This window comes from bacterium (assembly GCA_026708015.1).
Taxonomy (GTDB): domain Bacteria; phylum Actinomycetota; class Acidimicrobiia; order Acidimicrobiales; family Bin134; genus Poriferisocius.
The window spans coordinates 120685-134389 of sequence record JAPOVT010000018.1; the positions used below are offsets into that span (position 1 = coordinate 120685).

Consider the following 13705-nt stretch of genomic DNA (forward strand, 5'->3'; position numbering starts at 1 on the left):
GGCATTAGCCGACAGATCCCTCCATCTGCAGCTCGATGAGCCGGCTCCACTCCACGGCGTACTCCATTGGCAGGGTGCGGGTGATGGGCTCGATGAAGCCGTTGACGATCATGCCCATGGCCTGCTCTTGGGTCAGCCCCCGGCTCATCAAATAGAACAACTGCTCATCAGCCACCTTGGAGACGGTGGCCTCGTGGCCGATCTCCGCGTCCCGGGTGCCCACCTCCATGTAGGGGTAGGTGTCGGACACGCTGTCCTCGTCCAAGATCAGCGCATCGCACTGCACATGGCTGCGACATCCGTAGGCATCGTCCTCTACCCGGACCAAGCCCCGGTAGCTGGTTCGCCCGCCACCGTTGGAGATCGACTTGGACACGATCTTGGAGGTGGTCTCCGGAGCGGCGTGGGTCATCTTGGCTCCGGCGTCCTGATGCTGGTCGGGACCGGCGTAGGCCACCGACAGCACCTCGCCCGAGGCCTTGGGGCCGACCATCACCACTGCCGGATACTTCATGGTCAGCCGGGAGCCGATGTTGCCGTCGATCCACTCCATGTGGCCCTCGGCCTCGACCTTGGCCCGCTTGGTGACCAGGTTGTACACGTTGTTGGACCAGTTCTGGATGGTGGTGTAGGTGACCCGGGCCGATTTCTTTACCAGGATCTCCACCACCGCGGAGTGCAGCGAATCGCTGGTGTACACCGGGGCCGAGCACCCCTCGATGTAGTGAACCTGTGAGCCCTCGTCGGCGATGATGAGGGTCCGCTCGAACTGGCCCATGTTCTCGGCGTTGATGCGGAAGTAGGCCTGAAGCGGCATCTCCACCGTCACCCCGGGCGGCACGTAGATGAAGCTGCCCCCCGACCACACCGCCGAGTTCAGAGCAGAGAACTTGTTGTCGCCCGGCGGAATGATGGTGCCGAAGTGCTCCTTCACCAGCTCGGGATACTCCTTGAGCGCGGTGTCCATGTCGCAGAACAGCACTCCCTGGTGCTCCAAGTCCTCCCGATTGCGGTGGAACACAACCTCCGACTCGTACTGCGCGGTCACCCCGGCCAGGTACTTGCGCTCGGCCTCGGGAATGCCCAGCTTCTCGTAGGTGTCCTTGATGGCGTCGGGCAGGTCCTCCCAGGCGTCGACCTGCTCCTCGGTGGGCTTGATGTAGTAGTAAATGTTGTCGAAATCGATGCCCGACATGTCGCCGCCCCATGTGGGCATGGGCCGCTTCTCGAACCGGGAGAGCGACTTCAGCCGGAAGTTCCGCATCCAGTCGGGCTCGCTCTTCATCCACGACATCTCCTGCACGATGTCGGTGTTCAGCCCTTTCTTGGGCTTGAAGACGTAATCCTCCTCGTCACTCCAGCCGAGCTTGTATCGGCCGAGATCTAAGGCGAGGGCTTCCGACGACATATCCAAATCCTAGTTGCAGGGAAGGCGTGGTTGATCTGAATACTACCGGCGATCAGCCCAATAGGCGCATCTCAGCCCGATATCGGTGGCACCGGTCCACATAGCCCTGGGCGTCCTCTCGATTCTGCCCCTCGGCCATGTGCCCCTCCCGAATCTTGGCCGGCACCCCGATGGCCAAGGCCAGCGGCGGGATCTTCATGTGGTTGGTGACCACCGCGCTGGCACCCACCAGCGCGCCCCGGCCCACCACCGCTTCGTGCAGCACCACTGCGGCGACGCCGACCAGCGCCTCGTCTTCCACGGTGCAGCCTTCCAAGTGAGCCAGATGGCCGACGGTGACGTCGTTGCCCACCACCGTGGCCAGCTCATCGGTGTTGTGGATAACGGCGTTGTCCTGGATGGAGGTGCGGTCGCCGATGGTGATCCCCGCTCCATCGCCACGTAGCACCGTCCCCGGCCAAATGGTCGACTCAACACCGATGCTCACCCGGCCGATGATCACCGCTTGCGGGTGGACAAACGCCTCCGGATGGATGTTGGGCTCAATGTCTCCCAGTGCATAGATCGGCATGGCTCTGTGGTCCTGGGGGTCAGCCCATCGGGTCGAAAGAGCCGTACTTGCCGGCCAAGAACACCAGTGGCCCCACATCGTCTCGCTGCACGCCCAGATCCAATACCCGGCCGAGAACGATCCAGTGGTCGCCCCCCTCAACGATCTGGTCGATCTCGCAGTCGATCCAAGCAAGGGAACTCTCGAATATCGGTGCGCCGGTGATCTTGGTCGTCCACTCCAAACCGGCGAACTTGTCCTCGGCCTTGGAGGCGAAGAGGTTGGACATGTCCCCTTGGTCCTCAGCCAGGATGTTCACCCCGAAATGGCCGGCGACCTCGATGGCCGGCCAGCTTGTTGACGTCTTGCCCGGCATGAACATGACCAGCGGCGGGTCGAGTGACACGGAGCCAAAGGAACCAATGGCCAGCCCGGCGGGTCCGTCAGAGCCCGCGGCGGTGACCACGGTTACGCCCGTGGGAAGCTGTCCGAGCACTTGGCGGAAAAAGGCCGAGTCGAACGGCGGACTGTCAGACACTTGGACTCCTCGAAAAGGGACACATCTTGCCCCTCCACAGCATTAAGGCTAGTGCCTATCCCCAATCGACCTCCCGTCGGGGACCCCCATCAGGCTCCGCCTAAGGCAGCCCCGCGAACATCACATCCACGCCGTAGCTGCGAAGCGTGGCGGTCGTCCGGGCCCACGACTGCTCAAGCTGGCCGGTGAGCTCTGAGCTGGTTCCGGCGGCCAACGCGGCACCCACATCGACAATGGTAAAAGTCCGCCGATCGACCCAAGTCGGCACGGCGCTGATCGCGGCCACATCAAGAGCGCCGGTCTCGCCTTCCACCAAATCAACCAGCACAATCACACCATCGGTGCTTTCCGGCGGACATGACCGGCATGACTGGGGTGACTGGTTGGACAAGAAGTTCCCGAGTCCATAGATCACGAGGTTGCCGCCGAGTCGCTCCACCGGTTGAATCACATGGGCATGCGTGCCGACGATGATGTCGATCTCGTCGCCGGCGAGGAGCTCTTTGGCCAAAGACCTCTGCTGCGAAGTCGGTGCCACCTGATATTCCGCGCCCCAATGGATGCTCAGCACCACGAACTCGGCCCCGAGCTCGATGGCCGCCCGAGCCTCTCCGAGAATGTCCTGGACAGAATTGATGTCCACTGCCCACGGCTTGTCATCGGGGAGGATGAGCCCATTGAGGCCGTAGGTGTAGGACAGGTGACCGATGGTGACGCCGTTTACCGAATACAACCTCGGGATTGCCCCCTCCAAAGCAGTGCGAGCCATGCCGGCGTGGCCCAGGCCCGCCTGGTCGAATAGGTCGAGGGTGTCATTGATGCCGGTGATCCCCTGGTCCAGGGAGTGATTCGAAGCGGTCGAGCAACCGTCATAGCCCACATGGGCAATGGCAACAGCCAGGTCGCCGGGGGCATTGAACAAGGGGTAGCCGGAAAGGTTGCGGTTGTTGGGCGAGAGAGGAGTCTCCAAGTGACAGACCGCCAAGTCGGCATCGCTCAGGGTGTCTTGCACCAACTCGAACATGGGGCGGTAGTCGTAGGCCAAATCTTCGCCCCCATTGGCCTGCGCCTGCCTGAACACCGGACCATGTGACAAGAGGTCTCCGGTAAAGGCCAGCCGAGCATGCCAGGACTGCGGCTCGGCCGAGGGATCGGGAGTCGCCGAAGCCGTAGGGATGGGTGTGGCTGTGGGAGCAAAAGTGCTAGTGGCAGTTGGCGGAGCAATGGGAGTAGGCGCGGCTGAAGGAGGAACCGCGGGAGCAAGCGTGGCAACGGGAGTAGGCGCGGCCGCGGGAACCGGCGTTGAGGTGTTGGGAGTGGGATCAGAAATGAACGCTGGAGCCGTGCCACCGTCACCGCAACCACCCGCCAACACGATCACCGCAGCCAGCAAAGCCGCCGCGGCCCGGCGACCGGTGCAACTGATCAGGCGGATACCAGTCAAATGGCGGCGCAGAACAGTTCAGGGGTTACGGGGCAGTCGGTGCTCGAGATTGCCTCGGCCACTGTGACCAGTCCATCAGGGCCGGCCACTTGGTCCACCAGTGCGAGTGGCACAACCTCTTCGTCGGCATCCCACGGTTCCACCATTCCCAATGCCCCCTCGATCAGCGAGTCCCACATGGGACCGGGAAGGACTGTTCCCCTGCCGGCGATCAGCCAAACCGGCACGCCGGCAGCGTGGGCCACCGCCGCGGCCGCACGAGACCCGGCAACGGCGAGACATCCGTCCGGGCCCACCGCAGCGGTCTCCAACAGCACGACGTCGGCTGAGGCCGCCGCCGCACCCAACCCGCTCTCGGCCACCTCGTCCACCCAACCGTCCTGTTCCGATAATCGCCGCACGAAGTGCTGGCCCTCCCCCAGCACGTCCACCACCAGTACCCGAAGATCGCCTCGAAGCCGGAGAGCCCGGCCGATCAGATCAGGCCATCCGAGTACGCAGACCGAGGCCTCGACGGGAAGTTGGCGCGACAACAGGCGGGCGGTCTTGTCATCGGAGATCGCCTCCATGCACGCCCGGACTTCAGACCGGGGATCAGCCGCAGTGAGGACCCGTGAGGCCAGCCACATCAGCGGACCAGAAGAAGGCTGCCGAGCGAGCATCCGCCGACAGGTGGTAACCAGCCCGGCCGGGTCGTGACCGAAACTCAACAGCGCCCCGGCCGTCTCCCGCACCAGTGACTCCTGTCCCACGCCCGAAGACCGGGCCACATAGCGCAGATGCTCGATCGGGTGCACCGCCAAAGCGTACGCGACGGCAATCTGATCATCAGCCACGACACCGGGTTCCTACCTCCCACTGGGCTATTTTCAAATGCGATGTCCACCACGCTTGACGCCGATGTGAACCTGACACCTCTGAACGGCGAGCCCCGCCCGATCGGCGACTGGGTCACCGTCTTCCATCTGGTCATCGTCGTGCTCGATCCCTATACCTATGAAAGCTCGTGGATGATCGACACCGCCGGTCGCATTCTGCGGAACTTCGTCGGTGCCGACTGCCGGGTGTCGTTCATGGTCACCGCCTCAGCTCAAGAGGCCGAGGAGTTTCTCGGACCGTGGAGCGAAGAATTCCTGACATTCGCCGACGAAGACCGCTCCGTAGTGAGAGCCCTGGGGCTGGAGTCCCTTCCGGCCATCGTCCATTTGGACCACCAGCTTAACCTTCGGGCCTCGGCCGAAGGCTGGAATCCTCCGGACTGGCGTGACTTCGCAAACCAGCTTGGCCAGGTCATGAGCTGGCACCCCCCAGTAATTCCCGACACCGGCGACCCATCGCCGTTCGCCGGAACCCCGGCGTTAGGCTGAGTAGAACCCCGCGCTGAATGGCTCAACAAAATGGCCGAATTCGCCTACTCCGAACTGCTCCCCAAGGGACCTGATACCGCCACCGAATACCGGCTGCTGACCACGGACTACGTTTCCACCGTCACACTCGGCGACCGCCAATTCCTCCAAGTCGATCCCGAAGCCCTGCGACTGCTCACCAGCGAGGCCATGCGGGACATCTCCCACCTGCTGCGCTCCGGTCACTTGGCCCAACTGGCCTCCATCCTGGACGACCCCGAGGCCTCGGCCAACGACCGATTCGTGGCCACCGAGCTGCTCCGCAACGCCAACATCGCGGCCGGCGGAGTGCTGCCCGGCTGCCAGGACACCGGGACCGCAGTGGTAGTGGGTCACAAGGGCGAGCGGGTGCTTACCGATGCCGACGACGAGCGGGCCATCGCCCGGGGGGTGTTCGACACCTTCCAGACCTCGAACCTGCGCTATTCCCAGATGGCCCCCCTGACCATGTTCGAAGAGCGCAACACCGGCAACAACCTGCCGGCCCAGATCGAGATCTACGCCACACCGGGAGATGCCTACTCGTTTCTGTTCATGGCCAAGGGCGGCGGCTCGGCCAACAAGTCGTATCTGTTCCAAGAGTCCAGGGCGCTGCTCAACCCCGAATCGCTCACCCGCTTCATGGACAAAGAGCTCCGCACTCTGGGCACCGCAGCCTGCCCGCCCTACCACTTGGCGGTAGTCATCGGCGGCACCTCGGCCGAGTACACGCTGAAGGTGGCCAAGTACGCATCGGCCCGCTACCTAGACACACTGCCCACAAAGGGGTCGAAGACCGGCCACGCCTACCGCGACCTGGAGTGGGAAGGCCGAATCCTCGAGCTGACCCGGCAATTCGGCATCGGGGCCCAGTTCGGGGGCAAGTACTTCTGCCATGACGTCCGGGTTATCCGACTGCCTCGCCACGGCGCCTCCTGTCCCGTGGGCGTGGCGGTGTCGTGCTCGGCCGACCGCCAGGCCCTCGGCAAGATCACCTCAGAAGGGATCTTCTTGGAGCAACTGGAGACCGACCCGGCCCGCTTCCTGCCGGAGGTTACCGATGACGAGTTGAGCGGCCAGGTGGTGCGCATCGACTTGGACCAGCCCATGGCCGACATTTGCGCCGAGTTGTCGAAATACCCAGTGAAGACTCGGCTCTCGCTCACCGGAACACTGGTGGTGGGCCGCGATCTGGCCCACGCCAAAATCAAGGAGCGCCTCGACGCCGGCGAGCCCATGCCGGAGTACCTGCGCGACCACCCGATTTACTACGCCGGTCCGGCCAAGACTCCCGAGGGCTACGCCTCCGGATCATTCGGACCCACCACCGCGGGGCGCATGGACGCCTATGTGGACCAATTCCAAGCCGCCGGCGGCAGTCTCGTGATGCTGGCTAAGGGCAACCGGTCTCGACAGGTGGTCGATGCCTGCGCCCGCCACGGCGGCTTCTATCTGGGTTCGATCGGCGGGCCGGCCGCCCGGCTGGCCAAGGACTCGATCCGCAAGGTTGAGGTGCTGGAGTACCCCGAGCTGGGAATGGAAGCGGTGTTTCGGATCGAGGTGGAAGACTTCCCGGCCTTCATCGTGACTGACGATAAGGGGAATGACTTCTTTACTGAGGTGTCGACGCCAGTGACGCTGGGCTGACAGAGCGCTCCCGGGCGGCGGGTCCTGTCGCTCAGTTGATCTGGCGGTCGTGGCCCGACCAGTAGGGCTCGCGGAGGCGATATTTCTGGAGCTTGCCGGTGGCGGTGCGGGCCAGTTCGTCGCGGAACTCCACCGACGTGGGGCACTTGTAGTGGGCCAAGCGGTTTCGGCAGTGCTCAATCAGCTCAGCCTCAGAGGCCGACTCCCCCGACGCCAGCACCACCAGGGCCTTCACCGTCTCACCCCACTTCTCATCGGGCACCCCGATGACCGCAACCTCGGCCACGGCCTCGTGGGCGAACAAGGCGTCCTCCACTTCGATAGATGACACGTTCTCGCCGCCGGAAATGATCACGTCCTTCTTGCGGTCCGACAGGGTGAGATAGCCCTCGTCGTCGATAAGCCCGCCGTCGCCGGTGTGGAACCAGCCCCCGGCCAGGGCCTCGGCCGAGGCGTCGGGCTGCTCCCAATACCCCGCCAGCACATGGTTGCCCCGGGCTAGCACCTCGCCGGAGTCGTCCACGCCCAGTGAGATGCCCAATCCGGGCACACCCTGGCGGGAGAGCTTGATCGCTCGTTCGGCCGGGCTGAGGTGGTCCCACTCGGCCCGGCGGCGATTCATGGTCAGATAGGGCGCGGTCTCGGTGAGGCCGTAGAGCTGCATGAACTCCCAGCCCAACTCGGTCTCCATCCGCTCGATGGTGCGGGTGGGCGGAGGCGCGCCGGCCACTGTCATCCGCACCCGGCCCGAACCGGGAATCTCCCCCTCCCAGTCTTGGGCCGCGTCCAACACAGCGGCCACCACCGCCGGCGCCCCGCACAGGTAGGTGACCCCGTGGCGGTCGATCCGGCGCAGGATCTCCGCCCCGTCCACCTTGCGCAACACGATGTGGGAAGCGCCCGCGCCGCTGATGGCATAGGGCATGCCCCATCCGTTGCAGTGGAACATGGGGAGCGTGTGGAGGTAAACGTCCCAGTCGCTCACCCCGGCGGCCCAGCCGAAGGTGGTGGCGTTCAGCCACAGCGAGCGGTGGGTCATCTGCACGCCCTTGGGGCGGGCGGTTGTGCCTGAGGTGTAGTTGATAGTGGCGGTGGCATCCTCGTCCGGGGTCCACGGCACGGGTTCGGCGTCGAATCGATACAGGGCTTCGTCGGATTCCGCGCCGATCACGTAGCGATGACGGCAGTCAACGCCGGCCAGAGAGTCGACCAACTCGGGATCGATCAGCAGCATCGTCGCCCCGCAGTGCTCCACGATGTAGCTGATCTCCTCTTCGTTGAGTCGGAAATTGATGGGCACGCACACCCGGCCGTAACCGCTTACGCCGAACAAGGAGACCATCAGCCGGGCAGCATTGTGGGAGACGATGGCCACCCGCTCGCTGAACCCGATCCCGTGGTCGTCCAGCGCGGCGGCCTGGGCCCGAGCCAACTCGGCCATCCGGGAGTAGGTCAGCTCGCCCCAGCCTTCGGCTGGCTGGTCCGGCTCGTCAACGATCCCCACCCGATCTCCGTAAACCGTCTCGGCCCGATCCAGGAAGTCCCGCACGCTCAGAGCTACCTTCATTGTCCCACCGTACCCAGCCCGCCATCACCTCTACACAACGGCGCGCCGACTCCCCCTTGGACCCGAGGTCAATCGAAGACCTCCGGTCAACATGGGTTCGCCACCCACTACTCGTAGAATCTCCGCCGTGACAGTTGCGCGGGTCTTGGGATCACTGGGCAAGACCGTCATCGCGCTCGGGCTCATGATTCTGCTATTCGGGATCTTCCAGCTCTGGGGTACCGGCATCATCGAAGCCAGGGCCCAGCAGAGCCTGGACAACGAGTTCGCCGATCTGCTGGAAGCCTCCAGCGCCCTGGGACCGGCCACCCCGGTCGCTCCAGTCGCACAAGCCACTCCGGCACCCTCACCAACCGCGGCTGCCCCCGAGCCGACAGCCGAACCACCGGCCGAGGGTTCCGAGCCAGCCGCGGCAACCCCTAGCGCCACCCCGATTCCCACCCCAGCCGCCACTCCCGAGCCGGTCCGGGAACCGCACCAACCCGATGCCGCCTGGCTGGCCATGCTCTACCGGGAAAATGGAGCGGCCATCGCCCGGATCCAGATCCCCGCTATCGACGTGGACAAAACCGTGGTGGAAGGCGTCCGGGTGGGCGATCTCCGCAAGGGCCCCGGCCACTACCCGGCGACCCCCTTACCCGGTCAGGCCGGAAACTCCGCTATCGCCGGGCACCGCACCACTTACGGCGCCCCATTCGGGGAGATCGACAAGGTGCTTCCCGGGGACGAGATCATCATCACCACCATCCAAGGAGAGTTCACCTACCGGGTGCTGCCCCAAGGAGAAGACCATGGCCACCTCATCGTGGCCCCCACCGCCGTAGAGGTTCTCGACCAAGACTTCAGCGTGCATCCCAACCGGCTCACCCTCACGGCATGCCATCCCAAGGGCTCAGCCCGCCAGCGGATCATTGTCATTGCTGAGCTGGTAGGCGAGCCCGCGCCCACCTATCCGCGTCCAGGGCAGGAGACACTTCCGACCGTCGAGCTGGCCACTGAGAACCTGGAAGAGGCCATCGACTCCCAGCAGACGATCACAGCAACTCCCGCTCCGGAGCCCATCGAGCAGGCGGCGGCCCCCGCCACCGAGCCCACCGAGCCAGCCGAACAGGCGGCGCCTTCCCCGGAACCCACGTCCGAGCCCACCGAGCAGGCGACCAGTTTGACCCCCGATCCTGAGCCGACCGAGGCCGAGGCCGCACCGGCGCCGGTCTCGGCACCGAACGACGATCCGCCCGACCCAATGCCGGTGCCGGAAGCGCCCCAAGAGACCCAGGCGGCCAGCTCCTTTGGCGAAGGCCTCGACGGTGACTCCGACGGGCTAGTCCCCGCCATCCTGTGGGGTATGGCCGCCCTGGCCATTTGGTTCTTCGCTCTGTTCGCCGGGCAACGCTGGAGGAGGCTCCCGGCCTACGCTCTATCGGCAGTGCCCTTCTTGGTTGTCATGTTCATGGCCTTCTGGCACATCGATCAAGTCCTACCCTCCTACTGATGCTGAGGAACCGGTGCTGATCTTGAGGCGAATCTGGATGCCCCTAGTCCTCGTGCTGGCCCTTATCGCGGCCGGATGCGGAGACGAAGAGCCCGAGGAACCCGTGCTCGACGTGATATTTGTCGTGCCCACGGCGGAGCCCGATCTCCTGCCCACCGAAGAGGACCTTCGAGACCGGTTCGAGGGCACCGTCACCGATCCCTACGACCTGCCAGTGGGGACATGCTTCAACCAGTACACCTACCTGGACCGCAACGACCTACCGGCCCAGTTGACCACCGCTATCGGCTGCAACCGTCCCCACAACGGCCAGGTGTACGCCATCTTGATCCACAACGCACCCTCCGGCGCCCCCTACCCCGGTGAAGAGGCGGTCAACACCTGGAGCGTGCTTCAGTGCTACGAGCAGTTCGAGCCGTTCGTGGGCCTCGTCTATGAGAAATCTGAGCTTGACATCGGCGTGATCACCCCTAGCCGGACCGACTGGGAAGGCGAGGACAGCCTCCGGAGCGTCTCCTGCTATGTGTTCAGCCGCAAGCGACTCCTCATCGTCGGCACCATGAAAGACATCGCTCTCTGAGCCGAGCCGTTTAGGCCATCAGCGCGGCCAAAGCCGTCCACGACTGCGGCACCGCCCCGCCGCCCGTACCGTCGTCGGGATCCCAATATTCGGCGAAGCCGCTTCGCATGGCGCCCCTGACCGTGGTCGAAGCCAGCTGCTCAGCGGTCCCATGCCGGCCGTGTCGAAGCAGCCCTTGCCAGAGCAGATAGCCGAGCTGGGGCCACGCCGGTCCCCGCCAGTACGAGCGGGGATCGAAACCGGGCTCTTGGCGATGAACGCCCGCGGGGCCGCATAATCCCCCGTAGGCCGAGGGGTCGACTAGGTCGGCCGCAACCGCATCGATTCGGTCTGGTTTGGCGGAGACCAGCATCGGCAGCAGGCCGTCCAGGGTGCGGACCCTCCCCGAGCCCGACTCTGACGCCCCGGCATCGGTCCAGGTTCGGCGGGACTCGTCCCACTGACCGGCCAGGCAGTCGGCGAACTCGTCGGCTCGCTCGGTTGTCGCCGTTCGACCGGTGACCGCGGCCAACTCCCAGGCGTTGAACACCACGAGAGCATTGAACCCGGCAGAAGCGGACTCGAAGGTCGGATTGGCCACCGGTGAGCCGGCCAGGCTGCGCTCGATCGAGGTCACCAATTGGTTCTTGATCGGCCGCCAGGACTCCAGCGAAAACCCCCCAGGGCAGAAGTCATCCCAGCGGGGGCTGTCGTCAGCCCCGCTCTCCCACGGATGGCACAGCGCCACCAGTCCGTTGGGAAGACGGTGGCGGACGAAGAGCAGGAATCGCAGCCCGCTCTCCGCCTTGGCCACCGTTTCCTCGTCAACGTCCACACCCCGGCGCACGAGCTCAGCCACTGCGTGGCCGTACATGGGGGGCTGGGTAATGGACGAAGCGTCGTCCCTCCCCCACAGGTCGGCGGCCACTCCGGGGTTGCGGACATAGTTCATGTGGGGAACGAACCCGTCTTCGGCTTGTACCGATAGCGCAGTGCGAAGCTCGGTCAAGGCGCGGTCGTCACCGAGCTCAGCCCAGCAAATGGCGTGGAAGCACGAGTCCCACAGCCACTGCCACGGATAGGTGGCGTGGTTCGGAGCGGTGTAGCCCTGGCGAACCCAGTGGGCCTCCAGCACCGCTCGCGCCGCGGCCCGAACCGCCGAGCGGTCAGGGTTCTCAGGGACTTCCATACTTCCAAAGTCTCACAAAACCGGGTTATCTGGTTACCTCGTAGGAATGGCCCGGGCTGCGATCGTCTCCTTTCGACTGGGGCTGAGCGACGGAGTGTCCATCGTCGCCCGCCTCTGGCAGGAGTTGCTGGGCGACATCGGATTCGACATGGTGACGGTGGCCGCCGAAGGTCCGGTCGACCGGTTGGTGCCCGGCCTGGGCATCGACCAGCCTGACGGGCCCGACCCTGAACAGTTCTCGGCCGCGGTGGACGACGTCGACTTGGTAGTGGTGGAGAACCTCTGCACCATTCCGCTGAACCTGTCGGCCGCTCGCACGGTGGCCCGGGCGCTGGCCGGTCGGCCGGCAATACTCCACCACCACGATCCACCGTGGCAGCGGGAGAGATTCGCCTCGGTAACCGAACTGCCCCCCGACGATCCCGCCTGGCGCCATGTGGTGATCAACCGGCTCACCGCTGATCAGTTTGCTCAGCGGGGGCTCAAGGCAGCGGTGATCTACAACGGTTTCGACACCAATAGCGCCGCCGGCAACCGGGACGCTATGCGAACCCGACTGGGAGTAGCCGACGAGACGCTGTTGGTGGCCCATCCTGTCCGGGCCATTCCCCGCAAGAACATTCCGACGGCCATAGCCATCGCCGAGGCCCTGGGGGGAACCTACTGGCTGATGGGACAAGCCGAAGAGGGTTACGACGACACCCTGGAAGGGTTGCTGGCCGATGCCCGGTGCCCGGTGATCCACCGGCCGGTGGCCCGCACTCCCGACATCTACGCGGCGGCCGATCTGGTGGTGTTCCCCTCTCTTTGGGAGGGGTTCGGCAACCCCCCGGTGGAGGCGGCCATCTGGCGGAGGCCGTGCGTGGTGGGCGACTACCCGGTGGCCGATGAGTTGGCCGAGTTCGGGTTCCGGTGGTTCTCGCCCCAGCGCCTCGACGAGGTTCGCGACTTCCTCAGCTGCCCCGACGCCGACCTGTTGGACCAGAATCAAGCCATCGCCCAGCAGCACTTCTCCCTTGAGAGGGTGCGATCCGACCTAGTCGCCCTCTTGGACGACGCCGGGTGGCTTCCGTGAGCGCCGACAATCTGGCTGCCCGCCGCCACCGCATCGCCCGGTTGACCGCAACCGGCCAGCGGCTGGGCTACCTCCTGTACCTGGCCGCGACCACCCTGTTCTTCACCGGCTTCGCCACCAGGTTCCACAGCCCCCTGGTCACCGCCATCATCGTTTGCCTCGTGGTCGGCTCCCTCGTCCTGGCCCCCGCCATCATCTTCTCCTACGCCGTAAGAGCCGCCGACCGCGATGACCCGTTGAGCTAAGGACTTATGTCAATCGGCTCTTCAGGCAACCGACCGGCAACTACGTCAGGCAAGAACTCCCGCAATCGCTCGGGCAACACCTGATCATCAGAAGCCAGCAGCTCGTCCAGGGTCCACCAGCGCGCATCCTCGAACGCCGCCGCCTCCAGAGCTTCGAGATGCTGGGGGTTCCACTCGCCCCCATCGGCGCACCAGGCCACATGGATGCGCTCATTTGAGTCGAAGTGGATGCCCGCGAAATCGAACTCCACGTGCTGGGTCCAGATGCAGGGACCCACTTCTACGTCGGCGAACCCCGCCTCTTCCCACAGCTCGCGACGAGCGGCCTGGGCCGAATCCTCCCCCGGCCCCAGACCACCCCCGGGAATCTCCCACCACGGCCCCTTGCGGGGGTCGATGGGATCGCTGGCCTGCATCAGAAAGATGCGCCCGTGTCGATCTAGCAGCACCACTCGGGCTGCGGGGCGACGCAGCGTCCAGGCCATGGGCGCCGACCCTACCTGCCGGGCCTACGAGGACCGCAGCGCAGCCGAATCAACCCTTGTATAGCTTGCCGCGGGCAAACGCCGGTACAGTCCCGCTCGATATACCACTAGCCAAGGGTTG

Annotated in this window: 14 protein-coding genes; 6 read left to right on the forward strand and 8 right to left on the reverse strand. The window is 65.0% G+C overall.

Features of this window, described 5'->3' with window-relative positions; translation table 11 throughout:
• Nucleotides 1-4: 4 nt before the first annotated feature.
• From sufB to OXG30_04195, 5 genes are all read right to left on the reverse strand, one after another.
• The gene (gene sufB, locus OXG30_04175) at nucleotides 5-1408 is read right to left on the reverse strand and encodes a Fe-S cluster assembly protein SufB (protein MCY4134095.1); all 1404 of its coding nucleotides are present in this window, start codon (nucleotides 1406-1408) and stop codon (nucleotides 5-7) included.
• Between the two features lie 52 nt (nucleotides 1409-1460).
• Nucleotides 1461-1979, reverse strand: coding sequence for a gamma carbonic anhydrase family protein (locus OXG30_04180; protein ID MCY4134096.1), 519 nt, complete (start codon nucleotides 1977-1979; stop codon nucleotides 1461-1463).
• Nucleotides 1980-1998: 19 nt separating this feature from the next.
• A complete protein-coding gene (locus OXG30_04185; GenBank protein ID MCY4134097.1) occupies nucleotides 1999-2496 on the reverse strand; it encodes a flavin reductase family protein in 498 nt (165 codons plus the stop codon).
• A 100-nt stretch (nucleotides 2497-2596) separates the two neighbouring features.
• The gene (locus OXG30_04190) at nucleotides 2597-3871 is read right to left on the reverse strand and encodes a CapA family protein (protein MCY4134098.1); all 1275 of its coding nucleotides are present in this window, start codon (nucleotides 3869-3871) and stop codon (nucleotides 2597-2599) included.
• A 65-nt stretch (nucleotides 3872-3936) separates the two neighbouring features.
• Nucleotides 3937-4776 carry a hypothetical protein gene (locus OXG30_04195; protein ID MCY4134099.1) on the reverse strand — a complete coding sequence of 280 codons (840 nt, stop codon included), beginning with the start codon at nucleotides 4774-4776 and terminating at the stop codon, nucleotides 3937-3939.
• 42 nt (nucleotides 4777-4818) lie between these two features.
• On the opposite strand from OXG30_04195, the gene OXG30_04200 reads away from it, so the two are divergent.
• Nucleotides 4819-5307 carry a hypothetical protein gene (locus OXG30_04200; GenBank protein ID MCY4134100.1) on the forward strand — a complete coding sequence of 163 codons (489 nt, stop codon included), beginning with the start codon at nucleotides 4819-4821 and terminating at the stop codon, nucleotides 5305-5307.
• Between the two features lie 30 nt (nucleotides 5308-5337).
• Complete coding sequence (locus OXG30_04205) at nucleotides 5338-6972, forward strand: fumarate hydratase (GenBank protein MCY4134101.1); 1635 nt, start codon at nucleotides 5338-5340, stop codon at nucleotides 6970-6972.
• A gap of 31 nt (nucleotides 6973-7003) precedes the next feature.
• Here the strand turns inward: OXG30_04205 and OXG30_04210 are convergent, their stop codons facing one another.
• A complete protein-coding gene (locus OXG30_04210; GenBank protein MCY4134102.1) occupies nucleotides 7004-8539 on the reverse strand; it encodes an AMP-binding protein in 1536 nt (511 codons plus the stop codon).
• 127 nt (nucleotides 8540-8666) lie between these two features.
• Here OXG30_04210 and OXG30_04215 point away from each other — a divergent pair, with 127 nt between their 5' ends.
• Complete coding sequence (locus OXG30_04215) at nucleotides 8667-10031, forward strand: sortase (protein ID MCY4134103.1); 1365 nt, start codon at nucleotides 8667-8669, stop codon at nucleotides 10029-10031.
• 37 nt (nucleotides 10032-10068) lie between these two features.
• Nucleotides 10069-10611 carry a septum formation family protein gene (locus OXG30_04220; GenBank protein ID MCY4134104.1) on the forward strand — a complete coding sequence of 181 codons (543 nt, stop codon included), beginning with the start codon at nucleotides 10069-10071 and terminating at the stop codon, nucleotides 10609-10611.
• Nucleotides 10612-10621: 10 nt separating this feature from the next.
• On the opposite strand, the gene OXG30_04225 is transcribed toward OXG30_04220, so the two are convergent.
• Nucleotides 10622-11779 carry a hypothetical protein gene (locus OXG30_04225; protein MCY4134105.1) on the reverse strand — a complete coding sequence of 386 codons (1158 nt, stop codon included), beginning with the start codon at nucleotides 11777-11779 and terminating at the stop codon, nucleotides 10622-10624.
• Nucleotides 11780-11825: 46 nt separating this feature from the next.
• Between OXG30_04225 and OXG30_04230 the strand changes: the two genes are divergently transcribed.
• A complete protein-coding gene (locus tag OXG30_04230) occupies nucleotides 11826-12854 on the forward strand; it encodes a glycosyltransferase family 4 protein (GenBank protein ID MCY4134106.1) in 1029 nt (342 codons plus the stop codon).
• Nucleotides 12851-13099, forward strand: coding sequence for a hypothetical protein (locus OXG30_04235; protein ID MCY4134107.1), 249 nt, complete (start codon nucleotides 12851-12853; stop codon nucleotides 13097-13099). Before OXG30_04230 ends, OXG30_04235 begins: the two co-directional genes overlap by 4 nt.
• On the opposite strand, the gene OXG30_04240 is transcribed toward OXG30_04235, so the two are convergent.
• Nucleotides 13096-13584, reverse strand: a complete 489-nt coding sequence (locus tag OXG30_04240; GenBank protein MCY4134108.1) for an NUDIX domain-containing protein — start codon at nucleotides 13582-13584, stop codon at nucleotides 13096-13098. The two genes, OXG30_04235 and OXG30_04240, sit on opposite strands and share 4 nt — an antisense overlap.
• Between the last annotated feature and the right edge of the window lie 121 nt (nucleotides 13585-13705).

Bases quoted from the DNA above. Each gene is read 5' to 3' on its own strand.
- sufB (MCY4134095.1), bottom strand. From the start codon at position 1,408: ATGTCGTCGGAAGCCCTCGCCTTAGATCTCGGCCGATACAAGCTCGGC.
- OXG30_04180 (MCY4134096.1), bottom strand. From the start codon at position 1,979: ATGCCGATCTATGCACTGGGAGACATTGAGCCCAACATCCATCCGGAG.
- OXG30_04200 (MCY4134100.1), top strand. From the start codon at position 4,819: ATGTCCACCACGCTTGACGCCGATGTGAACCTGACACCTCTGAACGGC.
- OXG30_04205 (MCY4134101.1), top strand. From the start codon at position 5,338: ATGGCCGAATTCGCCTACTCCGAACTGCTCCCCAAGGGACCTGATACC.
- OXG30_04210 (MCY4134102.1), bottom strand. From the start codon at position 8,539: ATGAAGGTAGCTCTGAGCGTGCGGGACTTCCTGGATCGGGCCGAGACG.
- OXG30_04220 (MCY4134104.1), top strand. From the start codon at position 10,069: ATGCCCCTAGTCCTCGTGCTGGCCCTTATCGCGGCCGGATGCGGAGAC.
- OXG30_04225 (MCY4134105.1), bottom strand. From the start codon at position 11,779: ATGGAAGTCCCTGAGAACCCTGACCGCTCGGCGGTTCGGGCCGCGGCG.
- OXG30_04230 (MCY4134106.1), top strand. From the start codon at position 11,826: ATGGCCCGGGCTGCGATCGTCTCCTTTCGACTGGGGCTGAGCGACGGA.
- OXG30_04240 (MCY4134108.1), bottom strand. From the start codon at position 13,584: ATGGCCTGGACGCTGCGTCGCCCCGCAGCCCGAGTGGTGCTGCTAGAT.